Source organism: Streptomyces sp. NPDC002680, from assembly GCF_042889145.1.
GTDB lineage: Bacteria > Actinomycetota > Actinomycetes > Streptomycetales > Streptomycetaceae > Streptomyces > Streptomyces adonidis.
Map to the genome: position 1 here is coordinate 1 of NZ_JBIAQP010000004.1, position 19,923 is coordinate 19,923.

The 19,923-nt window shown below is 68.3% G+C and carries 19 protein-coding genes and 3 pseudogenes; 11 read left to right on the forward strand and 11 right to left on the reverse strand.

Translation table 11 applies throughout. The features are described 5' to 3' along the window. Nucleotides 1-1,249 precede the first annotated feature (1,249 nt). Nucleotides 1,250-1,438 (forward strand): hypothetical protein, encoded by a 189-nt coding sequence (locus ACFYXF_RS12280; RefSeq protein WP_389349473.1) that lies wholly within the window; start codon nt 1,250-1,252, stop codon nt 1,436-1,438. Between the two features lie 309 nt (nt 1,439-1,747). Further along, entirely contained in the window at nt 1,748-1,882 is a 135-nt protein-coding gene (locus ACFYXF_RS12285) for a hypothetical protein (protein WP_389349474.1), read from the forward strand. A 9-nt stretch (nt 1,883-1,891) separates the two neighbouring features. Here the strand turns inward: ACFYXF_RS12285 and ACFYXF_RS12290 are convergent, their stop codons facing one another. Together ACFYXF_RS12290 and ACFYXF_RS12295 are read right to left on the reverse strand one after the other, a co-directional pair. After that, a complete protein-coding gene (locus ACFYXF_RS12290) occupies nt 1,892-2,353 on the reverse strand; it encodes a GNAT family N-acetyltransferase (RefSeq protein ID WP_389349475.1) in 462 nt (153 codons plus the stop codon). Nucleotides 2,354-2,440: 87 nt separating this feature from the next. Continuing rightward, nucleotides 2,441-3,313, reverse strand: coding sequence for a PhzF family phenazine biosynthesis protein (locus ACFYXF_RS12295; protein ID WP_389349476.1), 873 nt, complete (start codon nt 3,311-3,313; stop codon nt 2,441-2,443). Nucleotides 3,314-3,352: 39 nt separating this feature from the next. Here ACFYXF_RS12295 and ACFYXF_RS12300 point away from each other — a divergent pair. From ACFYXF_RS12300 to ACFYXF_RS12315, 4 genes and pseudogenes are all read left to right on the forward strand, one after another. Then, a pseudogene (locus ACFYXF_RS12300) lies at nt 3,353-3,664 on the forward strand (IS630 family transposase); the annotation flags it as partial. A 142-nt stretch (nt 3,665-3,806) separates the two neighbouring features. Further along, nucleotides 3,807-4,778 (forward strand): annotated as a pseudogene (locus ACFYXF_RS12305) (IS256 family transposase); the annotation flags it as partial. Continuing rightward, nucleotides 4,779-5,328: pseudogene (locus ACFYXF_RS12310) on the forward strand (transposase family protein); the annotation flags it as partial. A 235-nt stretch (nt 5,329-5,563) separates the two neighbouring features. After that, nucleotides 5,564-5,767 (forward strand): hypothetical protein, encoded by a 204-nt coding sequence (locus tag ACFYXF_RS12315; protein WP_389349477.1) that lies wholly within the window; start codon nt 5,564-5,566, stop codon nt 5,765-5,767. A gap of 35 nt (nt 5,768-5,802) precedes the next feature. Here ACFYXF_RS12315 and ACFYXF_RS12320 read toward each other — a convergent pair whose 3' ends face one another. After that, a complete protein-coding gene (locus ACFYXF_RS12320; RefSeq protein WP_389349478.1) occupies nt 5,803-6,498 on the reverse strand; it encodes a DUF4405 domain-containing protein in 696 nt (231 codons plus the stop codon). Between the two features lie 14 nt (nt 6,499-6,512). Next, entirely contained in the window at nt 6,513-7,184 is a 672-nt protein-coding gene (locus ACFYXF_RS12325) for a flavodoxin (RefSeq protein ID WP_389349479.1), read from the reverse strand. Between the two features lie 502 nt (nt 7,185-7,686). Between ACFYXF_RS12325 and ACFYXF_RS12330 the strand changes: the two genes are divergently transcribed. Continuing rightward, nucleotides 7,687-8,154, forward strand: a complete 468-nt coding sequence (locus ACFYXF_RS12330) for a molybdenum cofactor biosynthesis protein MoaE (RefSeq protein ID WP_389349480.1) — start codon at nt 7,687-7,689, stop codon at nt 8,152-8,154. Between the two features lie 360 nt (nt 8,155-8,514). Here the strand turns inward: ACFYXF_RS12330 and moaA are convergent, their stop codons facing one another. Next, complete coding sequence (moaA, locus tag ACFYXF_RS12335) at nt 8,515-9,504, reverse strand: GTP 3',8-cyclase MoaA (protein ID WP_389349481.1); 990 nt, start codon at nt 9,502-9,504, stop codon at nt 8,515-8,517. Nucleotides 9,505-10,520: 1,016 nt separating this feature from the next. Further along, nucleotides 10,521-10,973, reverse strand: a complete 453-nt coding sequence (locus tag ACFYXF_RS12340) for an oxygenase MpaB family protein (RefSeq protein ID WP_389349482.1) — start codon at nt 10,971-10,973, stop codon at nt 10,521-10,523. A gap of 7 nt (nt 10,974-10,980) precedes the next feature. Here ACFYXF_RS12340 and ACFYXF_RS12345 point away from each other — a divergent pair, with 7 nt between their 5' ends. Then, nucleotides 10,981-11,475 (forward strand): DUF6114 domain-containing protein, encoded by a 495-nt coding sequence (locus tag ACFYXF_RS12345; protein WP_389349483.1) that lies wholly within the window; start codon nt 10,981-10,983, stop codon nt 11,473-11,475. Nucleotides 11,476-12,128: 653 nt separating this feature from the next. Then, a complete protein-coding gene (locus ACFYXF_RS12350) occupies nt 12,129-12,452 on the forward strand; it encodes a hypothetical protein (RefSeq protein WP_389349484.1) in 324 nt (107 codons plus the stop codon). 6 nt (nt 12,453-12,458) lie between these two features. Here the strand turns inward: ACFYXF_RS12350 and ACFYXF_RS12355 are convergent, their stop codons facing one another. Then, nucleotides 12,459-13,265, reverse strand: coding sequence for an alpha/beta fold hydrolase (locus ACFYXF_RS12355; RefSeq protein WP_389349485.1), 807 nt, complete (start codon nt 13,263-13,265; stop codon nt 12,459-12,461). Between the two features lie 61 nt (nt 13,266-13,326). After that, complete coding sequence (locus ACFYXF_RS12360; protein ID WP_389349486.1) at nt 13,327-14,595, reverse strand: MFS transporter; 1,269 nt, start codon at nt 14,593-14,595, stop codon at nt 13,327-13,329. 247 nt (nt 14,596-14,842) lie between these two features. On the opposite strand from ACFYXF_RS12360, the gene ACFYXF_RS12365 reads away from it, so the two are divergent. Further along, a complete protein-coding gene (locus ACFYXF_RS12365) occupies nt 14,843-15,421 on the forward strand; it encodes a PadR family transcriptional regulator (RefSeq protein ID WP_389349487.1) in 579 nt (192 codons plus the stop codon). A 21-nt stretch (nt 15,422-15,442) separates the two neighbouring features. Then, nucleotides 15,443-16,426, forward strand: a complete 984-nt coding sequence (locus tag ACFYXF_RS12370; RefSeq protein ID WP_389349488.1) for an NADPH:quinone reductase — start codon at nt 15,443-15,445, stop codon at nt 16,424-16,426. Between the two features lie 43 nt (nt 16,427-16,469). On the opposite strand, the gene ACFYXF_RS12375 is transcribed toward ACFYXF_RS12370, so the two are convergent. From ACFYXF_RS12375 to ACFYXF_RS12385, 3 genes are read right to left on the reverse strand one after another with little or no spacing between them, the layout of a single operon-like run. Then, entirely contained in the window at nt 16,470-17,075 is a 606-nt protein-coding gene (locus tag ACFYXF_RS12375; RefSeq protein WP_389349489.1) for a response regulator, read from the reverse strand. Further along, nucleotides 17,069-18,175 carry a GAF domain-containing protein gene (locus ACFYXF_RS12380; RefSeq protein ID WP_389349490.1) on the reverse strand — a complete coding sequence of 369 codons (1,107 nt, stop codon included), beginning with the start codon at nt 18,173-18,175 and terminating at the stop codon, nt 17,069-17,071. Before ACFYXF_RS12380 ends, ACFYXF_RS12375 begins: the two co-directional genes overlap by 7 nt. Before the next feature lie 31 nt (nt 18,176-18,206). Further along, a complete protein-coding gene (locus tag ACFYXF_RS12385) occupies nt 18,207-19,724 on the reverse strand; it encodes a class I adenylate-forming enzyme family protein (protein ID WP_389349491.1) in 1,518 nt (505 codons plus the stop codon). Nucleotides 19,725-19,923 lie beyond the last annotated feature (199 nt).

Consider the following 19,923-nt stretch of genomic DNA (forward strand, 5'->3'; position numbering starts at 1 on the left):
GCGCGCGGTCTGCTCCGCAGACACGACGCGCCGCCGCTACGCGGCGGGCCAACTCCCTTGCTCCGCAAGGGAGTTGATGGATCGTCACTCCGTGACGATCGGCCGAATTGCTCCGCAATTCGGCCAGGAAATTCGCTCCGCGAATTCCACAAACGCACCTGCTGGGTCGGGTTTCGTCCGATCTGATGACCGGTCAACTGTCCTTGTTTCTGCTTCCATTGCAAGCGTCTCATTTCTTTGGGAAGGATTTCCGAATCCCTTTTCTGGACTCGAATCTGATCTCCCCTCAATTCTATTCATTATCAAATCAATTACGCGCCATACGAGTCAGGTTCGTCGTGCCTTCCGGAAATCCGTGGCCGGAACCCCTTCGCATTGAGGATGGGATCCCGTGTCGAAGGAAGTGCACGTTTCCGCTACGACGGCCCGGGGTTCGCCGCACCCGAACACACCTCTGTCCGCACACTGCCCCAGCAGGCCTGCCAGGGTGATCCGTCTTCGAAGGAACCGTCCGGCCGCGTCACCACTGACCGGACGACCATGGGCCCGGACGCTCACACGGCGGTCTGACCACCAAGCTGCACCTGGTCGTTGCGCAGCGCCAAGAGCCCGGCGTCGTGTGACTGACGACCGACACGCAGACAGACTTCCTGCGAGCAGGCGATGGCCGCTGTCTGAAGGAGTGGCAATGTGCTCAGCCGGTGGCTCGTGAAGTATCCAGGGAACGGGCGAAGCCGGCGAGCGTGCGGAAGTCGGCCTCGTCCCAGCAAGATCGGCACTCATCCACCACGAGTGTCGCTGGCCCCGCCTTCGTACTCATACAGGGAGTCGCCCAACACCGTCGTGACGATGATGAAGGTTTCGGCAGGCGGGCGTGGCGGCAAAGGGCCGGTCTGCGGGAGCTGTCACCTCTTCGACCAGGGAGAAGACATGCGCAGTGTCCGCCGGATCTTCAGCGTGGGAACGGCTGCGTTCGTACTCGGGGCAGGGCTCTTGGCCGGTTCCTCCGGTGCGGTCCAGGCGGCGGCGTCCGACTGTACGGCAGGCGCCAACGGTTTCACCGACATCCCCGACAGTCTCAGCGGACGGGGTGTGGCGGGGGCGGGAGCGCTGGTGATCGGCAATTCCCCACGCCGTCGCCTCGTGGGCGATGCAGGCCGGCACCGTCGGCGGCAGACAGATGGGGTGGGGTGTCCTGAGCACCGGAGGAGCCGGCGATTGGGGACCCGGTGTCAGGGCCGGCGTCTGGATGGATGTCACCAACGACGACAGAGTGTCCTGGATCCAGTGCGGCCCGTTCGAGGTGAGGTCGGCCGGTGTCAGGATCACGACCCCGGCCTACCTGACCAGCAGTTCGGCGAGCCGGGCCTTCCGGGTCTGCGCGGTCCTGTCCAGCCCCGCAGATACCGACGGCATCACCTGCACCCCCTGGTGGTAGACCCTCGGGAGGCGCCACAACGCAGCCCTCACCTGCCTCACGGGGTTCACCCCCGTCCCGTTCGGCCACGATCACTATCCGGGCCGCCAGCTCGGCCAGCCGCCGAATCACCATCTGACGGTTCAGCTCCGGAACTGTCTCCCACCACGGGATCTGGGGAGTTCCGCGACGACTTCATCGGACACCGCGACTCACCATCCTCGCTCTCACCGGCTCGTCGCTCCCGCAACTGCCGCACGACAGCAGCGGCCTGGAGCAAGCCGTCCACCCCTACGACCGGGACATTCCCCGCCCCGGAGTCGTCTATGTGTGCATTACGGCTTGCTCCTTGAGTGCGGCATCAACCGGCTCAAGCAGTCCCGGGCCGTGGCCACGAGATACGAGAAACTCGCGGTCCGCTACGAAGCGACGGTGCTGGTCGCGGCCATCAACGAATGGCTGTGACCAGCACGCCTACGACTGGCACGACGGCGTCGAATCGGTCAGCGACTTGAACAGGTGCACGTCCGCGTGCCCTCCAGGGATACCCAGGGTCCGACCGGTCTCGGCATAGCCGTGGCGCCGGTAGAAGCCGGGAGCCTGGAAGGTGAAAGAGGAGACGGCGACGCGATCGCAACCGCGTCGCCGTGCCTCTGTCTCAGCTGCCTGCAGGATCCCGCTACCCCACCCGTCCTTGCGGCTGTCCTCGCGAACCCACAGCAGCTCGATGCCGCAGAGGCCGCCCCAAGCCCATGCGGCCAGCCCGCCGACCAGTTCACCTGCTTCATCGGTGACCTTGATCGAGAACGTTCCGCGGTCAGTCGCACCTGTGGCGGCCGTGTTGAAGGCGACCAATTCCTCGGTCAATCGGTCGATGAGGTCGGTGTCGCGCTCGCCGATGGTCAGAGTCGGGCCGGAGCCGTGGTCAGTCGTCACGGCGCGGAGTATGTCAGTCCGTCCGACTCCACAGCACGCGATTACTCAAGACCTTGATCCACTTTCGCAACAGACCCTAGTTGGCGCTCAGCTGATGCGAGCTCCCGTGCCGCTGACACGAACGCGCGGGTCCCCCGCGCGCAGCGTCACGGTGAGTTCGCCGGGGCGGCCCAGGTCCTCGCCCTGGTGCAGGGTGAGGACCGCGTCCTCGGGGACCAGGCCGAGTTCGCGGGCGTACGCACCGAACGCGGCGGCCGCAGCGCCGGTGGCCGGATCCTCGACGACGCCGCCGACCGGGAACGGGTCCCGGACATGGAAGACGGCGGCCGACTCGCGCCACACCAGCTGGAGCGTGGTCAGGTCCAAGCGGTGCATCAGGGCTTCCAGGCGCGCGAAGTCGTACGCGAGATCCGCGAGGCGCACCCGGGTCGCCGCACCGAGAACGAGATGGCGGGCACCGGCGAACGCGATCCGCGGCGGAAAGTCCGGGTCGAGATCAGCGGCCGGCCAGCCGAGCGCGGCGAGCGCCTCGATGAGATCCGCCTCGGCGATCTCCTCGACGTGCGGCTCGACACTGGTGAGTGTGGCCCTGACGATCCCGTGCTCCTCGGCCACTTCCACCGGCACGGTGCCTGCGCGCGTCGCGAACACCAGTTCCCCGGGTTCTGTCCGCTCGGCAAGAGCGACAGCGGCCGCGACGGTAGCGTGCCCGCAGAACGGCACCTCGGCCTTGGGGCTGAAGTAACGGATGCTGTACGCCCGTCCTTCCTGGCCGAGGCCCTCCGGGGGTGCGGACAAGAACGCGGACTCCGAGTACCCGAGGTCGGCGGCGATGGCCAGCATGTCGCTGTCGTCCAGGGCGGCGGCATCCAGCACGACGCCCGCGGGGTTTCCGCCGTCAGGGTCGCTGGAGAAGGCGGTGTATCGCAGTACCTCGGGCCAGGGAGCATCCGTCGTCATGCTCGCGGGAACACGGGACGGGCCTGCGGCTATTCCTGGACGCGGAAGGAGTTCCCGGCCGCCGAACGGGATGCGAAGCCGGACCGGATCAAGGAAGTCCTTGACCGCTTCTCCGACCAGGTATCCGCGTTCGACGAGTTCGGCCCGCTCGGGATCTGGCCCACCGCAGGCTCGTGCTGGGCCCAACAGAAACGTCCCGACCGGGTGCCGGCCACCTACCACCGCACCCACGGAGTGCACTGCTTCCACGGTTGTCGCTCGGTCGACGACGACCGCTTGTGGGGTTTCCATCGCCGCAGGAAAGGTTCTGGCAACACGCTGGCCGCGCTGAAGTCGATGGCGTCCCTCCGAGTGGTGTAGCTGGTCGAGGGTCGTGAACGCGTGGGTGTCCGCCCGGGGCGTGCACCCGCTGTGGGTGAGTGCTCCCTGAACAGAGGCAGGCCATCGCGCAAGTCTCCCTGGTGAACGGGCGGTTCGACCGGAGGAGCGCACGATGGCCTTGTCCCGGTCTGACCTGATGCAGCTGCTTCAGTCACTACGTACGGCCGACGGAGTTGAGACGATCAGGATGCTGTGCGAGCGCATCCTGCAGGAACTCATCGAGGCCGAGGCGACCGAGGCCGTCGGCGCCGCCCGGGGTGAGCACTCCGAGACGTGCACCACCTGGCGCAACGGCCACCGCGAGAGGCTGCTGACCACCCAGGCAGGCGACCTCGACCTGAAGATCCCGAAGGTGCGGACCGGGTCGTTCTTCCCCTCTCTGCTGGAGCGGCGGCGGATCGACAGGGCTCTGTTCGCCGTGGTGATGGAGGCATACGTGCACGGGTCTCGACCCGTTCGGTCGATGACCTGGTCAAAGCCATGGGCGCCGACAGCGGGATCTCCAAGTCCGAGGTGTCGCGGATCTGCGGCGAACTCGACGCCGAACTGACCGCCTTCAAGGAACGGCCGCTGGACCACACCGTCTTTCCCAACGTCTTTCTGGACGCGACCTACTGCAAGGCCCGGGTGAACCACTGGATCGTCTCGCAGGCGGTGGTCATCGCGACCGGGATCTCCGCCACCGGGCTCCGCGAGATCCTCGGAGTGATTGTCGGCGACAGCGAGTCGAAGCCGTTCTGGACGAAGTTCCTGCGCAGGCCGCGGGCCCGCGGCCTGGACAACGTCCAGCTGGTCATCTCCGACAGCCACAGCGGCCTGGTGGCCGCGATCCGCACCGTCTTCCTCGGCTCGGCCTGGCAACGGTGCCGGGTTCACTTCGTGCGAGACGTTTTCAGCGTGATCGAAAAGGGTTCGGGAGAGATGGTGGCGGCGACCATCCGCACCGTCTTCGCGCAGACCACCGGCGAGGCCGTGCGCATCCAGCTGAACGTGGTCGCCGACAAGCTCGGACCGCAATTCCCGCAGGTCAAGCGCATGCTGCTGGACCGCTGCGACAGATATCACCGCGTTTGCGGACTTCCCGGCCTACACGGCAGCCGTCGTCGACCTGCTCGCCGACCGCGCGCCCGGCCTGCTGCGCGCCCTGCGCGAGGCCGCCCCTGACTACGTCCTGCTCGACGGCACCCTGGCGGAGTGTGACCGGGTCGGCGACAGCCGGGCCGACTTCTCCCACAAGCACCGTCGGCACGGGGTGAACGTGCAGGTCGTGACCGACCCGGGCCGGGCGGCTGCTGTGGATCTCACCCGCACTGCCCGGCCGTGCCCACGACCTGACCGCGGCCCGCGCCCACCGCCTCATCCGGATCTGTGAGCGCCAGGGCATCCCGGTCCTCGCCGACCGTGCCTACATGGGAGCCGGACCGCGGGTGACGACGGCCCTCAGACGCCCTCCGGGCCGTGACCTCACACCCACCCAACAGACCGTCAACCGCGCGCTGTCCGCGGCGCGGGCACCGGTCGAGCGCGGCATCGCACGACTGAAGTCCTGGCGCATCTTCCGCAGGGCCCGGTGCAGTCCGAATCGAATGACGTCAATCGCCGCCGCCGTCCTCACCCTGGAGCGGCACCGCTGAAAATGCTCCCTACGTTGTTCTGCGGGACGTGGTGAGCCCTTCGTATGGTTCATCCACCCAGGGGCATCGGGTGTGGTTCAAAAGGCTCTGCCGCACGTGGCTCGCACTGATTGGCCGCCCGATGCCCCACGACGACCCGGCTGCCAATTAGGAATTGCGAATGATCGCTCTGTAGGGAGTCGACAGCGAGGTCGTCCGTGGGAGGAACCAGCAGCACACCGCACGGAGGCATCACATGGCCGCGATCTGGGCCGGCATCGACGCCGGAAAGACCCACCACCACTGCGTCGCCATCGACGAGAGCGGCCAGTGCGAGCGCGGCCAGGCAATTACGGACGAGGCTGCCGATGTAGCCGCCGCTGGCCCGGACCATGTCCAGCGGGTGGTGCGCGTCGGCGACTTGCCGCAGCAGAACGCGGGCGGGGCTCCGTCACGGTGAAGAACTGACCTCCCTCCCCTGCGCCTTACGCGACGTCACCGATGACTTCGCTGGGCCCGCCGTCTGGCGCCCCAGCGGCGCAGGTAGTGGGCGAGCGCGGCGTACATGGCGACGATCGAGGCATAGCCGGCGAAGAACCCCACTGTGTCGTTCTCGAAGTCCCAGTAGCCGAACGAGTAGTAGCCGACCAGCTTGGTACCGACGTCGAGGTCGAAGGACGCCTTCACTCCGTAGGCGACGGCCACGACCACCAGGATGCGCAGGGCCACCAGGGCGGCGCGGGAGGACGCAAGACGCCCGACCATGGATCGGGCCACCCCCATCACCGTCTGCCAGTACAGCCCAAGGTGGATGGCCACCAGGATCAACGTCGCTGTCGCCGCGAGGATGTGGATCTGTCGGCCGGTCGCGCCGCCCGACAGGCCCAGGAATGCGAAGACCTCCCGTGAGACGACCAGGCTGCTGCCCAGCAGGACGGTCATGCTGATCAGCAGCAGGACGTTGACCAGGATGGTGAGCCGATGACGCCGATTGCGGGCGTTGCGTGGAAGCCTGGCATACCAACTCAGATGGATGGCGTTGTGGATGGGGACCCCGGCAAAGAGCACAACACCGATCAACTCGTGGTACAGGTCCCCAGTCCACTGATGGGCCATCGCGAACAGCATCAAGGCCAACATCACCGTGACCAGCCCGATCCTGAACAGCCACCGGCCACGACGGCGCGACACTTGGCGAGCGGGCCTCAGGCCGACAGTCCCGACTCCTGGACCCACGATGCCACCTCCCCACGCGAGTCCTGTGCCCCGGGTCCGCGAACGGCCAGGCCGTCACGCAGTTGCGCGCCAGGGCACAGCTTTGCGATGTCCCGCTCACTACCAGCGAGCCCGCTGCCTTCGTGGGTGCAGAAGGGGATGACAATCTTGCCGTTGAAGTCGTATTCCTCAAGGAACGTGAACATGGCCATCGGCATGGTGCTCCACCAGATCGGGTAACCCAGGAGGACGGTCGTGTAGTCGGCCATGTTCTCCACACGGGTACTCAGCCGGGGTCGAGCGTCGGAATCCTGCTCCTCGGTCGCCCTGTCGTTGGTGGCGTCGTAGTCCTCCGGGTACGAGTTCCGGGGCACGACCGGGACCAGATCGGCATTGGCTTCGCCGGCGACGTACTCGGCCACAGTCCGCGTGTTCCCGGTCCGGCTGAAGTAGGCGATCAGCACCCCGGACCCGCCGGCTGCTGCCGACCTCTGCGGCCTCTTGGACATGGACGGGTTGGCGGTCGGCCCGCTCGATTGGTCCTGGGTGCTGTTGGAGCAGCCCACCAAGGTCAGCCCGGCGCCCCCTGCCGCCGCAAGGAACCCGCGCCGACCCAGGTCAGCTCCCTGACGGCCCCCGCTCGGTCGCCACAGCTCGCTCATCGATGGACTCCTCTCACCCCCCGTCAAGGGGACGACCTGTTCAAAATGTGAATTCCAGGCGATTCGACCCACTCGGCGCCGAGCAGCTCCGCAGACGTCTCGTCCCGCTGCGGGACTCTCTACACAGCGCGACGAGAGCGACTACGGCAGCTCTTCAGCCGCGATGACGTACGCCCCCGTCGGCGTGCCGCCGGTCCAGTACGCCGCTTGACCCCTTCGGCCTCATTCAGAGCCACGCCCCGGCCACGCCTTCGTCGGCCTGCCTGCTCCGTGCCCTGCCGGTGGGCTGTGAAAGGAGAATTACATCTGGAGAGAGTTCCAACCAGGTAGAAAAGTCTGCCTCCCACCGCGGTCTATCCGATGGCATGGTTACGGGCGGCTGGTGTTTCAAGCCGCCGGGTCGCATTGCCGGATGCTGGGCCGGAAGTCAAGAGAACTGGGGTGCCGATGACGGGACCCGATTTGATGAACTGGTCAGGGGATGTGGGACAGCATGAATGCCATGACAACCAAGGGTGCCCAAGAACACCCTGGCGAGCGGGCGCATCCAGATCCCATCCGGCTGCTCGCGATCCGGGACACACCGCTCCTGCTGGACGATGTGTTCCGAGCGGTCGGCGACGACGCGGCCGGTGGCACGGCGCTGTTCGTCGGCACGGTACGCAACCATGACGGGGGTGCGGACGTGGACGCCTTGGGGTATTCGTGCCACCCGACCGCCGCCGCCGAACTGCGCCGCATCGCTGAAAAGGTCATCGCGAACCACCCGGTTCGGGCGCTGGCTGCGGTGCACCGCGTCGGTGATCTGACCGTTGGCGATCTGGCCGTGGTTGTCGCGGTTTCCTGTGCCCATCGGGCAGAGGCATTCGAAGCCTGTCGGCAGCTGATCGACGACCTCAAGCACGAGGTGCCCATCTGGAAGCGTCAGAAGTTCTCGGACGGGACCGAGGAATGGGTCGGGGCTTGTTAGATCGGCTCCCAAGGACACTCCTGCAGATGTCGGCACGCCCAGTCCGCTCAGGTCGGCCTGGCATCCCTACTGAATTCCACGCCCCTCACAAGCAGTTGCGGTTACAGGCATCGTCCGGTCCGTCCCGTTGTACGGCGTCGCAGAACTGTCCTCATCGGCACGTGTGTCCCCGCTGCGGTGCCGTCAGCACCAAGACGATCGCCGCCTCGGACGCCGACTACTGCACCCTCGACCGTCTGTAGGGGCCAGACAAAGCCCTTGAAGCCAACAGGTCCAACCGCTGGTTCGCCCAAACCGCGTACCGCGCCTCCTCGATGCTGTGCGCTGACATCTGCGCGCGCTACGACATCCCGAGAACGTCTAGCCGCCAATCGCGGACATCGGCCGGTCCGGCTGGACAAACGTCGGGGCGTCCAGGCCTGCTCCCGCCTTCTTGCCCCACATCGCGAGCCGCCAGATGCGGGCGATCTCCTCGTCGGGGGCGTCGGAGCGGAGCGCGGAGCGCAGGTCGGTCTCCTCGCGGGCGAACAGGCAGGTGCGTATTTGGCCGTCGGCCGTCAGCCGCGTACGGTCGCAGGCCGCACAGAACGGGCGGGTGACCGAGGCGATCACCCCCACGCGGTACGGGCCGCCGTCGACGATCCAGCGCTCGGCCGGGGCGGAGCCGCGCTCGTCGGAGCCCTCCGGCGTGAGCTCGAAGCGGGTGCGCAGGGAGGCCAGGATGTCGCCCGCGGTGACCATGCCTTCGCGCTTCCAGCCGTGCTGGGCGTCGAGGGGCATCTGCTCGATGAAGCGCAGCTCGTAGTCGTGCTCCACCGCCCAAGCCAGAAGGTCGGGGGCCTCGTCCTCGTTCAGCCCCGGCATCAGGACCGAGTTGACCTTGACCGGTGTCAGGTCCGCCTCGCGGGCGGCGTACAGGCCTTCGATGACGTCCTTGTGGCGGTCCCGGCGGGTGAGGGTCTTGAAGACATCCGGGCGGAGGGTGTCGAGGGACACGTTGACCCGGTCCAGGCCCGCGGCCTTCAGGGCCGTCGCCGTGCGCTTGAGGCCTATTCCGTTGGTGGTGAGGGACAGCTGGGGGCGCGGCTCCAGGGCGGCGACGCGCTCGACCATGCCGACGAGGCCCGGGCGCAGCAGGGGCTCACCGCCGGTGAAGCGGACTTCCTGGACACCGAGGGAGGTGACCGCTACGCCGATCAGGCGGACGATCTCGTCGTCCGTGAGCAGGTCCGGCTTGGCCAGCCACTGCATGCCCTCCTCGGGCATGCAGTACGTGCACCGCAGGTTGCAGCGGTCGGTCAGCGAGACCCTCAGGTCGGTGGCCACTCGGCCGTAGGTGTCGATGAGCACGTGGGCCCCTCCCTCGTCGCCCGGGGACTACACCGGCGACGGTGTGGCGGGCTCAAGCCACAGGCCAGTAATCCTCTCTGACCCGAATGAACGATCAGGCTATCGGGGAATCGCGGTTGCCAGAGGGCGGCTGAGGGGGAGAGTTTTCTGCCTGGATACTCCGGCCCTGACAAGGAATTCTTTCCTCACTGGAAATAGCGAGGAATGCCGACGTGGTTCGCGACCAGAACCTGGAGAGGTGTCCGCCCCTGGACCGTTTCCATCGGCAACCTCCCACATCATGATGGGCAGTGCGGTGACCCGGTCGACGAGATCGAGTTGGTGCTGAATGTCGAGGTGGTTGGTGGGGTTCGGCGAGGAGGAGTACGCGGGAACAGTGTTCCTCGGCGGCGTCGGCTCCATGGCGACCCAGCTCGCCTGCTGAGGCGGCGCCACCGCGATCGGCGCCGGCCGCCGCAGCAGCGACCTCGACAACACGGTCACCACTCTCACCGTCGGCATCGCCGCCTACGAAACCCACACCGACCGCGCCCAACTCCCTTCTGGCACCCGCTGTTCAACAACGTCACGCTGCGCCTGTTCAGCAGCGACGACTTCCCTGCCGCGGCCGGACGGCAGGCTCCCCACGGCAGTCGGCGCCCCGACCGTAGACATCGGCGCCCGCTGTCGGCTGGAGGACATCGCCGAGGCCCACGAGTGGGTCGCCACGGGCGGACGCGGCCGGATGCTGGTCACGGTCACTGGTTGACGAACTAGCCGCCGGTCCCGACGCTTGGAGGGTCGGATCGGCATAGTCATCAAGCCGCTTGGTGACCTCGCGCCGAGAGAATTGGCGTGCGGTCGGGGCGCGTTGGAGCGGGACCGGATGTCGGGGTGGCAGGTTGCTGGTTGGTGTGGTGGCGGCGCCAACCATACGGCCTGAGGCAGGTAGCGGGCATCATGCGGGAGGAGAGCCGCCAGGATGCGTATCAGGCGGCGGAAGACCGCGAAACGCACGGCATCGTATGTGGTCCACGTCAGGCACATGCGGTCCCGGATGGCCGGGGCAGTGTCGCGGCGGCCACCCAGATCTGGAGGCGGCCGAGGCGGCGGCCGACCGACCACCAGAGGCGGTCCGGCAGCCAACGCAGCGGGGAAGGGCTGTCGACCAGCAGGGAGCGGACGGCCTCTGCGCCTGCTTCGACATGTGTGAGGTCCTCGTCGACGACACGGTTCAGGTAGGCGCTGAACTCGGTCCAGTCCTTGGGGACTTCGCGCAGTCCCATGCCGTAGCGGCGGAACCAGCCCAGCGACTCCGCGTACAACTCGGACTTCTCGGCGGCGGTCAGAGGCCGTCCGAAGAACTGCGCGCACACGACCTGGCTGTGGATGAACGTGGCGTGTGCCCACACGAGCGGTGCCGGGTTGAGGGCGTGGAAGAGTTGGCCGTTGCCGTCAGTGCCCCGGATGCCGGTGTGGTAGTCGCGCACGGTTCGCATGCGGCTGGCGGCCGGACGGGCGGCCTTCCGTCACTGGCGGCGTACCCGGCCCTTCTGGGCCGGCCTGTTCGTCATGGCGGGAGGCGGGTTCATCATCGCGCCGCCGCTGGCACCGATAAAAGCCGTGCTCACCGGGGGACCCGCAGTGACAACAGGGATCGCCGTCGGCGTGGTCCTCGTCGCTGCGGGCGTGGTGTTCTGGATTCGTCCGGTCCAGCGCGTCTTCACCTCCGTCGTCGCGGCCGCGTTCTCGGTCATCTCCTTCGCGACGACGAACTTCGGCGGCCTGGGCTTCGGAATGCTCTGCGGCGTCATCGGATCGAGCATGGCGTTCGGCTGGCGTGCGAATCCACCCGCCGATGATGCCGAGGACGACGGTGCGGACGGGGGCCGGCCGGCCGGCGGCGAACCAAGTCGGGAGGACGTTCCGGACGACGATCAGGCAGATGGGAAACACCCGTCGGACGGGGACACCGGCGAGCCCGATCCATAGCGCGTCGCGCGTCGCGGCGCGTCCAACGGATCACGGGGCGCCTACACGGTCGGCGGCGACCGGGGGCGCGCGCATCGCCTCGGGGGCGCGCCGCTGTCACAGCCACGCCGGCGCCTACTGCTCGGCACGGCCGCCGCTACCGCGGTCACGGCGCTGGGCGTCATGGCGGCCGTACCGGCCCACGCGCAGACATGCCTGCCGTCAGGCATCCCGTGGCCGAGTTGGTGGAGGCCGGCTCCGCCCGTATGCGGCGGGCCGCTGGTACTTGGGGCCACGCCACCTGCTTCCGCCGACCCGGCTGCTTCCGCGCCAGCGCAGAGTCCCGGTCCGTCCGGAACGCCATCCGCTTCACCGCACGCGGGAGCAACTTCCGCTCCCCCGGGGACGTCCGCGCCTCCAACGCCCTCGGCAACCCCGTCCCGGGCTCCTGGCACCCCGGCCAAGAGCCCGGGACCAGGCGAACCCGTGCCTTCGCCCACGGCCTCAGGTGACATCACCTACCGGCCGGTCCCTCCCCCGAGGAACAGGGCGGCGACGGCCCGCTGCCCGCCCGCATCGCACCCGCCATCAGCGCCGACCGACTCGACGCCGACGCGCTCCGGATCAAGGGCAGCCGTTGGCTGGAGACTCCCACCTGGCGCACCAAGGTGCTCGTGCTGCACGCGGCGTCGATCACCCTCACGAACTACCGGCTGACCACGGCCCAGCCCGGTCCGGGTCTGACGCTGCGTTTCGATGTCACTGTGAACGACGTGGACCTGTACATGGCTTCGCTCAGCGGCGTCCTGCGCCTAGCCGGCCTGCCGCTGCGCATCTCACTGTCAGCCGATCTGATCCCAGACTTCCTGCCGTTGGACGTCACGCTGCCTCGCCTGTCCCTCGACACCGTCGAAGCGAAGCAGACTCTGATCGTGAGCCCGAACGCCACGTTCACCGATCTGGAGATCACCTCCCACTCAGTTGAGCCGACCGGGTGAGGCTGATCACCTGCCGACGTCGGCGACGAAGGAGAGGATCTCCTCAGCCAGTGTTTCGGGGGCGGTCAGGTACGCCTCGTGCGCATGACCGGGGATCTGGACGAGACGGCTGATCGGCAGGACCTCGTGAAGGCGCCGGGAGATGTCGAGCAGAACGGGCGGGCTGAACTCCCCGGTGACGAGGAGCGTGGGAACGCCGAGGCGTGCGAACCGGTCGAGGTCGTCGCCGAAGGTGTCGATGGCCCGCACTTCCCGCGCCCAGGTGGGCGTCATGGACGCCCTGGTGGCCCAAACGGGGCTGCGCCGGAACTCTTCGATCGCCTCCTCCGGCATCCGAAGGAAGTTCCGCGTACCGAAGACGAGGGCGTCTTCCAGATCGCCTTCCGCCACGACCTCTTCGAAGGGCGCGATGGCGTCGCCTCCGACCGGTCCGTGCACCGGGACCGGGGGCTCGTAGAGGATGACGGCGGCAGGGGGCCGCTGCAGTGCCAGGCCCAGCGCCACGATGCCGCCGTAGGAGTGGCCCAACAGGATCGCGTCGGGGCCCGCGAGGTCGAGGACGGCGGCGATGTCCTCCTGTTCGCGTTCGAGGCTGTGATCGAGGCTGTCCCCGCTGGCACCGTGGCCTCGGCGGTCGACCGCGTAGGTCGTCAGGCGCGGAGCCAGGACGTCGGCCAGGAGTTGCCAGTCCTGGGCGGCGTTCAGCGCGCCGGGGGAAATCACCAGCGGACGTCCCTGGCCGTTGACGGCGACGGCGATCTTCGTGCCGTCGGCAGAGGTGACGAAGGTCTGCCGGGACTGCGTGTTGGTCATGGTCGTTTTCCTTCGGTGATGTGACGGGTGGGATGGCGGCGGACGACGGACTCGTTCCGGATCAGACGATGGGCTCTGCCGTGGACGCCTCCGGTGTCCGACCGGCGGGAACGGGGAGATGGGCTGTTTCCGGAAGGCTCCACAGGACCGGCACGGCGACGAGCGCGACGACGGCGACCATGAGGCCGGGGACGAGGCTCCAGCCAGTGGTATCGGTCAGACCTTGGGACAGGTACGGCGTCAAACCGCCGAAAAGGGTGGTGGCCACCGTCGCCACGGCCAGCCCGCTCAGTCGCGCCTCGACCGGAAACTGCTCCGGAGCGGCAGAAGCGCCCACCGCGCTGACGCCGCCCGAGACGAGGGCCAGCACCACCGCGCCGGCCAGGGCCTGGGTGTGGTGACCTTCGGCCATGAACGCGAACATCGCCACTGGCAATACCAGAGACAGCCCGCCGAACAACAGCAGCGCGGGACGCCGTCCGACCCGGTCCGCCAGAAGGCCGGCGATGGGCGTGACAGCGATCACCGCGACGGAGGCGAGGGTCGCCAGCCACAGCGCGTCGGCTTCGGCGAATCCGACGACCGAGATCAAATAGGTCGGGACGTAGGTGATGCCGACGTAGTACGTGATGGACCCGAGCGCGGAGATGGTGAACGTTCGGTACAGGGCCGGACGTTGAGTGCGCAGCGTCTCTCGGAGCGGTCCGTGCGTCGTCGTGCGGGCCTTCTGGACCTGCTCGAACGCCGGGGATTCACGCATGGTCGAGCGAGCGATCAGGGTTCCCACGGCAAGGAGGGCACCGATGAAGAACGGAATGCGCCAACCCCACGCGTCCAGCGACCGACTGCTCATCGTCGCGGTGGTCAGCGCGGCCACACCGACGGCGAGCAAGGCGCCGACTTCGCTGGCGGCGGAGGCGAGCGACGCCACGAGGCCACGGCGCCGGGGCGGGGCTCCTTCGACCAGGTAGGTCATGACGCCGGTGTACTCGCCGCCTACCGAGAAGCCCATCACACACCGCAGCACCAACAGCAACGCCCCGGCCGTCGGGCCAACCTGATCCCGGGTCGGCAACAGGGCCGTGACCAGCATGGCGGCAGTCATCACCGTCATCGAGCCGAGCAGGACCTTACGTCGGCCGAACCGGTCACCGACGTGGCCGAGGACGAGGGCACCGAGTGGACGCATCAGGTAGGCGATCGCGAAGACGGCGAGCGTGGTGAGCAGGGAGTCGGCGCCGGAGCCGAAGAAGACCCGGGACAGCATGGTGGTCATGAACAGATAGAGCGTGAAGTCGTACCACTCGACCACTGTGGAGAACGCTGCCACGGCCATGGAAAGCCGCGGCAGTACCTCGATCGGGACGCCTGGCGCACCTGCGACCGGACCGACGGGGGCACCAGAGGTGCACGGAGGATTCATATCGCCGCTCGCGGGAGATCTGTCAGGCCCGGGGACTTGCCGGGCGACATGGGGACGGGGGCGGGTGCGGCCTCGACAGTGAAGCGGCCCGCAGCAACCGTAACATCGAAACGATGTGCGCATCGTCTCGATGTTCTTATGTGATGATGGAGACATGCTGGAGCTAGCGATCATGGGCTTCCTCGCCGAGGGCCCCCTGCCCGGGCACGAGCTTCGCCGCCACGTCTCAGAGCTGACCGGCTACACACGGCCCGTCAGCGACGGCAGCCTCTACCCGGCGATCAACCGCCTCGCAAAGGCGGGCCTGCTGGAACGCCGCGCCAACCCGGCCGCGGGTGCCGCGAGGTATCTGCTGCGCCTGACCGAGGCCGGGCACACGGAACTGCGTGAACGCCTACGCAGGCCCGCAGACCACGAGATCACCGACTTCACCCGGTTCTTCACCATCCTGGCCTTCCTCTCCCACCTGCCCGACCTGGCCGAACAGCACGCGGTGCTCCGCAGACGGCTGGATTTCCTGGAGGAGCCGGCGAGCTTCTTCTACGACGGCGAGCGGCCACTGCGCGCCGAGGAGGTCGCCGATCCCTACCGGCGCGGCATGCTGCTCACCGCCCGCGCCATCAGCAGCACTGAACGCACCTGGCTGCGTGAGGTCCTCGGTGAAGAGCCTCCCGCGCCCTCCACCGCGCACACCGAAGACGATTCCCCTCGGCTCGAAGAAACCGCGAGCTGACCGGCCCGGAGGTACCCGCCCATGCTTGCTTCCTGGTACGACGAACAAGGCCCCGCCGCCGATGTCCTGCACGTCGGCGAACTGCCCGACCCCAAGCCCGGCCCCGGCGAGGTCCTCGTCCGCGTCACCGTCTCGGGCGTCAACCCAGGCGACACCAAGAAACGACGCGGCTGGCTCGGCTCGTCCATGCCCCACCCGCGGGTGATCCCGCACAGCGACGCCGCCGGCGTCATCAACGCGGTCGGCGACGGTGTCGACGCCCGCCGACTCGGGCAGCGTGTCTGGGTCTACGGCGCCCAGTCCTACCGTCCCTTCGGCACCGCCGCCCAATACACCGTCGTACTCGACCACCAGGCCGTGCCGCTGCCCGACCACGTGAGCGACGACCTCGGCGCGAGCCTGGGAATCCCCGGGATCACCGCCCACCGCACGGTCTTCGCCGACGGCCCCGTCGACGGACAGCTCGTGCTCGTCCACGGCGTCCTCGGCGGGGTCGGCTCCCTGGCCGCCCAGCTCGCCCGCTGGGCGGGCGCCACCGTGCTCGCCACCGTCCGCCGCAGCCCGGACCTCGGCCTGGTTGACCCGGCCGTCGTCTCCCACGCCGTCGCCCTGGACCAGACGGACCCGGCGGGAGCGATCCGGGCATGTGCGCCCCAAGGCGTCGACCGGATCATTGAGGTGTCCCTGTCCGACAACGCCGACCTCGACAACGTCGTCGCCGCCAACAACGCCGTCATCGCCGCCTACGCCACCCGCACCGACCGCACCGAGATCCCCTTCTGGCCCCTGCTGTTCAACAACGTCACTCTGCGTCTGTTCGGCAGCGACGACTTCCCTGCCGAGGCCAGGAGGCAGGCCACACGCGACCTGACCTCCGCAGCAGCCGTCGGCGCCCTCACCGTCCAAGTAGGCGACCGCTACTCGCTCGAAGACATCGCCAAAGCCCACGACCGCGTCGACGCCGGAGGGCGTGGCCGCGTCCTGCTCGGCGTCTCTCAGGCCTGACCGCACCGAGTGCTGGTGAGAGCTGGCTGATCGCCGTCGGCGGTCACAACAGCCCGTGGGCCCGGGCGTTGGCGATCACCTGAGCACGGTTGCGGGCGTCGAGTTTGTGCATGACGTTGCGCAGGTAGCCCTTGACGGTGTTCAACGAGAGTCCGAGTTGCTCGCCGATCTCGCTGTTGGTGTGTCCGAACGCGACCAGCCTCAGCACGTCGTACTCCCGCGGAGTCACCGGTGCGTTCGCCACGGCCGGTTCAGCGCCGCCATAGGAGCCCGTCCGGACGACCTCGCGAAGGGCGTCGCGCAGCGCCGTACCGGAGGCGTCCTTGACCAGCAGTCCGCAGGCTCCCGCGGCCAGCGACGGAGCGACTGCGGCGTGTTCGGGAAACGCGGTGAAGAGCAGGATACGACTTGAGGAGGACACCGCACGCAGGCGCGGTACGACGTCGGCGGCGAGCGCGTCGGGCAGCCGCACGTCGAGAAGGACGACGTCCGGCCGTTCACGGGCGCACTCGCGGACCGCTCCGGCGGCGTCGGCGGCGTATCCGACGACCTCGATGCCGCCGTGCCGGGAAAGCTGGGTGACCACGCCCTCCCGGACGACGGGGTGGTCGTCGACGACGAGCACTCGAATCGATGGCTCGCTCAGCACGGCAGCTCGACCCGCCAGGTCGTACCGCCCTGCGGGTCCGTAGTCAGGCGCAGGGTGCCCCCGAGCCGGCCCACGGCGTCCGCGGTCGAATTGAGCCCGACGCCGCGGGTGTGGTCGGGCGGCAGACCGACGCCGTCGTCGGTGACGGCCACCACGAAGCCACCGCCCGGCCTACGGCCGGCCGTGACGACGACCGCTGTGGCCCGGGCGTGCTTCTCCGCGTTGAGCAGGGCCTCACGCACCGCACCGACCAGCACCTCCGTGCGGGAAGGGGGCAGGTCCGGAGGGGTGCCATCGAGTATCACCAGCTCGGCAGGTACACCGGTGCGGTCGGTGAAGGCGGCGCAGTCGGCATGGAGCGCGACGGACAGCGCGACTGCGGCGGGCGAGGCCCGCAAGGCGCGCAGAGAGTCTCGAAGCGCGGTGGAGGCAGTGGCAACCTGGCTCTGCAGCCGCTCCAGCCGCGCGGTGAGCTCCGGATCCTCGGCGACGGCCTCGGTCAGGCCTACGACATTCGACCCGATCGCGAACAGCAATGCACCGACGCTGTCGTGCAGCTCGGCCGCGAGCCTGCTGCGTTCCTCGTGGACGGCGACCTCACGGGCGAGTCGCGCCCGCTCGGCGACAGCGACGGCGAGAGCCACCTTCTCCGCCACCGCGCTCACCCGATCAACGGCCCGATCGCCGAAGGTCCCCTCCGAACGAGCCCCCACCGCCAGCACGCCGAGCACCCGGCCCTCCCGCATGACAGGCACAGCGAGCAGTCTGCGGACGCCTTCGGCGTCAATGTGCCCGTCGAAGGTGTGGGTGATTTCGGTAGCCCGGAAGTAGTCGTCCACCCAGGCCGGGATGCCTTCCCCGTGCACCTTTCCGGTCAGGCCGAGCCCGCGCGGGACGTGCAGCCCACGCAGCCCAGTTCGGTTGCCGCGCACCAGGCCGAGGACGAGGTCGGTGGCCCCCTCGCCATCTTCCGGCTCGGCCACCCAGGCGAGATCGCCTTCCACGGCGAGCAGGTCAAGCGCAGCACGCAAGGCCTCACGGCGGTCGAGAAGTGAGACGAGCTCAGCCTGCTCCCTCGCCAGAACGGCGATCGGGTCCATATCGGCATTTAACACCGTCGACACCACGCTGTCACTGGGTGACCTGCTTGATCAGTTCCCGGCGCATGATCTTGCCGGTCGAGGTCTTCGGCAGGTCGTCGACGAACCGGATCAGGCGCGGCCGCTTGTACGGGGCCAGCGACGCCGTGCTGAACGCGATCAGCTCCTCCTCGGTGACGCTAGCGCCTGGGGCCAGCACGACATAGGCGCATGCCAGCTCGCCCTTCACCGGGTCGGGCACCGGGCCGGCGCCAACCATCGCCACAGCGGGGTGCGCGGCGAGGACCCGCTCGATCTCGGCCGGGTAGACGTTGTAGCCGCCAGTGATGATCATGTCCTTGCGGCGGTCGACGATGAACACGTGCCCGCTGTCGGTCATCGTGGCGACATCGCCGGTGTGCAGCCAGCCATCCGGTTCGATCGTCTTCGCGGTCGCTTCGGGGTTGCCGTGGTAGCCGAGCATGACGATCGGGCCGCGGATCATCAGCTCGCCCGGCTCCCCGTGGGGGGCGTCGCGGGCCGTGTCGGCGAGATCGGCGACACGGATCTCTACGCCGGGCAGCGACACTCCGATGGAGCCGGACACCAGGGGTGCGTGCAGGGTGTGTGTGGTGCCCAGGCCGGAGATCTCGGTCATGCCCCACAGCTCGATCAGCGGGGCGCCCGACCGCGCCTGCCAGCGCTCGATCGTCGGCAGCGGGATGGTCTGCCCGCCGACCGTGCACCGGGTCAGCGACGACAGATCGGCGCTGTCCAGGCTGGGATCGGCCAGCATCATCGCGTACATGGTCGGCACGCCCTCGAACATCGTCGCGCGGTGTTCGGCGATCAACCGCAGCGTCTCCCCCGGGGCGAACCGTTCCATCAGAACCACGGTGCCACCGGCCAGGAAGGTCCCGTTGATGACGACGTTGCCGTAGACGTGCGGCGCGGGCAGCGCAGTGACGACGACATCGTTCTCATGCCTGCCGTGCATGGTCGCGGTCAGCGCGCAGTTGAGCAGTACCGCCCGGTGGCTCTGCACAGCGCCCTTGGGGTGGCCCGTCGTGCCGGAGGTGTAGCCGATCGCGCACGGCGCGTCCGGGTCGACCGTCACCTGCGGTACCGGGCTGTCGGCGGACAGCAATTCCGCGAACGGAACGGCACCGTCGGCGTCGCCGAAGGACACCACCGTCCGCAGTTCCGTGAGTTCCTTGGTGAGCTCGACGACTGTCGTGGCCTGCTCGGCGCTGGTGAACACCGCGGCAGCACCGCAATCCCTCAGGACGAAGGCGAGTTCCTCAAGCGTGAGCATGACGTTGACCGGGTTCACCACAGCGCCTGCTTTTAGCGCGCCGTGGTAGGCCACCACCCACTCCCACCGGTTCTGCCCGTACAGCGACACAGTTTGACCGGGCCGCACTCCGCGGGCGGCGAGCCACGCCGCGACCCGGTCGCTGAGCACGTCGAGCTCGGCGAATCCGAGCGTGCGCGCCGCTGTGACCAGCGCGGGCTTGTCACCGAAGCGCTTCGCCGAAGCGCGCAGGATCTCTCCTGGACCGTTCACCATTGAACCTCCTGTCGAAATTGGGCGAGTACACCGCCGCTCGGATCGGAGCGGCACACCCGAACGGGCATGGCTCGCTGCGGGGAGACGTGATGTCCCTCGGGACCCGGCGCTCCCGCTTCGCGTGGGCCGAGGGGCGCCCGACTCTCCGATCGCGGCGATGTGGCGTCGCGTGTGAGCTCGGCCGACGGCTCCTGGATAC

Bases quoted from the DNA above. Each gene is read 5' to 3' on its own strand.
- ACFYXF_RS12280 (WP_389349473.1), top strand. From the start codon at position 1,250: ATGGATGTCACCAACGACGACAGAGTGTCCTGGATCCAGTGCGGCCCG.
- ACFYXF_RS12295 (WP_389349476.1), bottom strand. From the start codon at position 3,313: ATGACGACGGATGCTCCCTGGCCCGAGGTACTGCGATACACCGCCTTC.
- ACFYXF_RS12315 (WP_389349477.1), top strand. From the start codon at position 5,564: ATGGCCGCGATCTGGGCCGGCATCGACGCCGGAAAGACCCACCACCAC.
- ACFYXF_RS12325 (WP_389349479.1), bottom strand. From the start codon at position 7,184: ATGAGCGAGCTGTGGCGACCGAGCGGGGGCCGTCAGGGAGCTGACCTG.
- ACFYXF_RS12330 (WP_389349480.1), top strand. From the start codon at position 7,687: ATGACAACCAAGGGTGCCCAAGAACACCCTGGCGAGCGGGCGCATCCA.
- ACFYXF_RS12345 (WP_389349483.1), top strand. From the start codon at position 10,981: ATGCGGCTGGCGGCCGGACGGGCGGCCTTCCGTCACTGGCGGCGTACC.
- ACFYXF_RS12355 (WP_389349485.1), bottom strand. From the start codon at position 13,265: ATGACCAACACGCAGTCCCGGCAGACCTTCGTCACCTCTGCCGACGGC.
- ACFYXF_RS12365 (WP_389349487.1), top strand. From the start codon at position 14,843: ATGCTGGAGCTAGCGATCATGGGCTTCCTCGCCGAGGGCCCCCTGCCC.
- ACFYXF_RS12370 (WP_389349488.1), top strand. From the start codon at position 15,443: ATGCTTGCTTCCTGGTACGACGAACAAGGCCCCGCCGCCGATGTCCTG.
- ACFYXF_RS12380 (WP_389349490.1), bottom strand. From the start codon at position 18,175: ATGGACCCGATCGCCGTTCTGGCGAGGGAGCAGGCTGAGCTCGTCTCA.
- ACFYXF_RS12385 (WP_389349491.1), bottom strand. From the start codon at position 19,724: ATGGTGAACGGTCCAGGAGAGATCCTGCGCGCTTCGGCGAAGCGCTTC.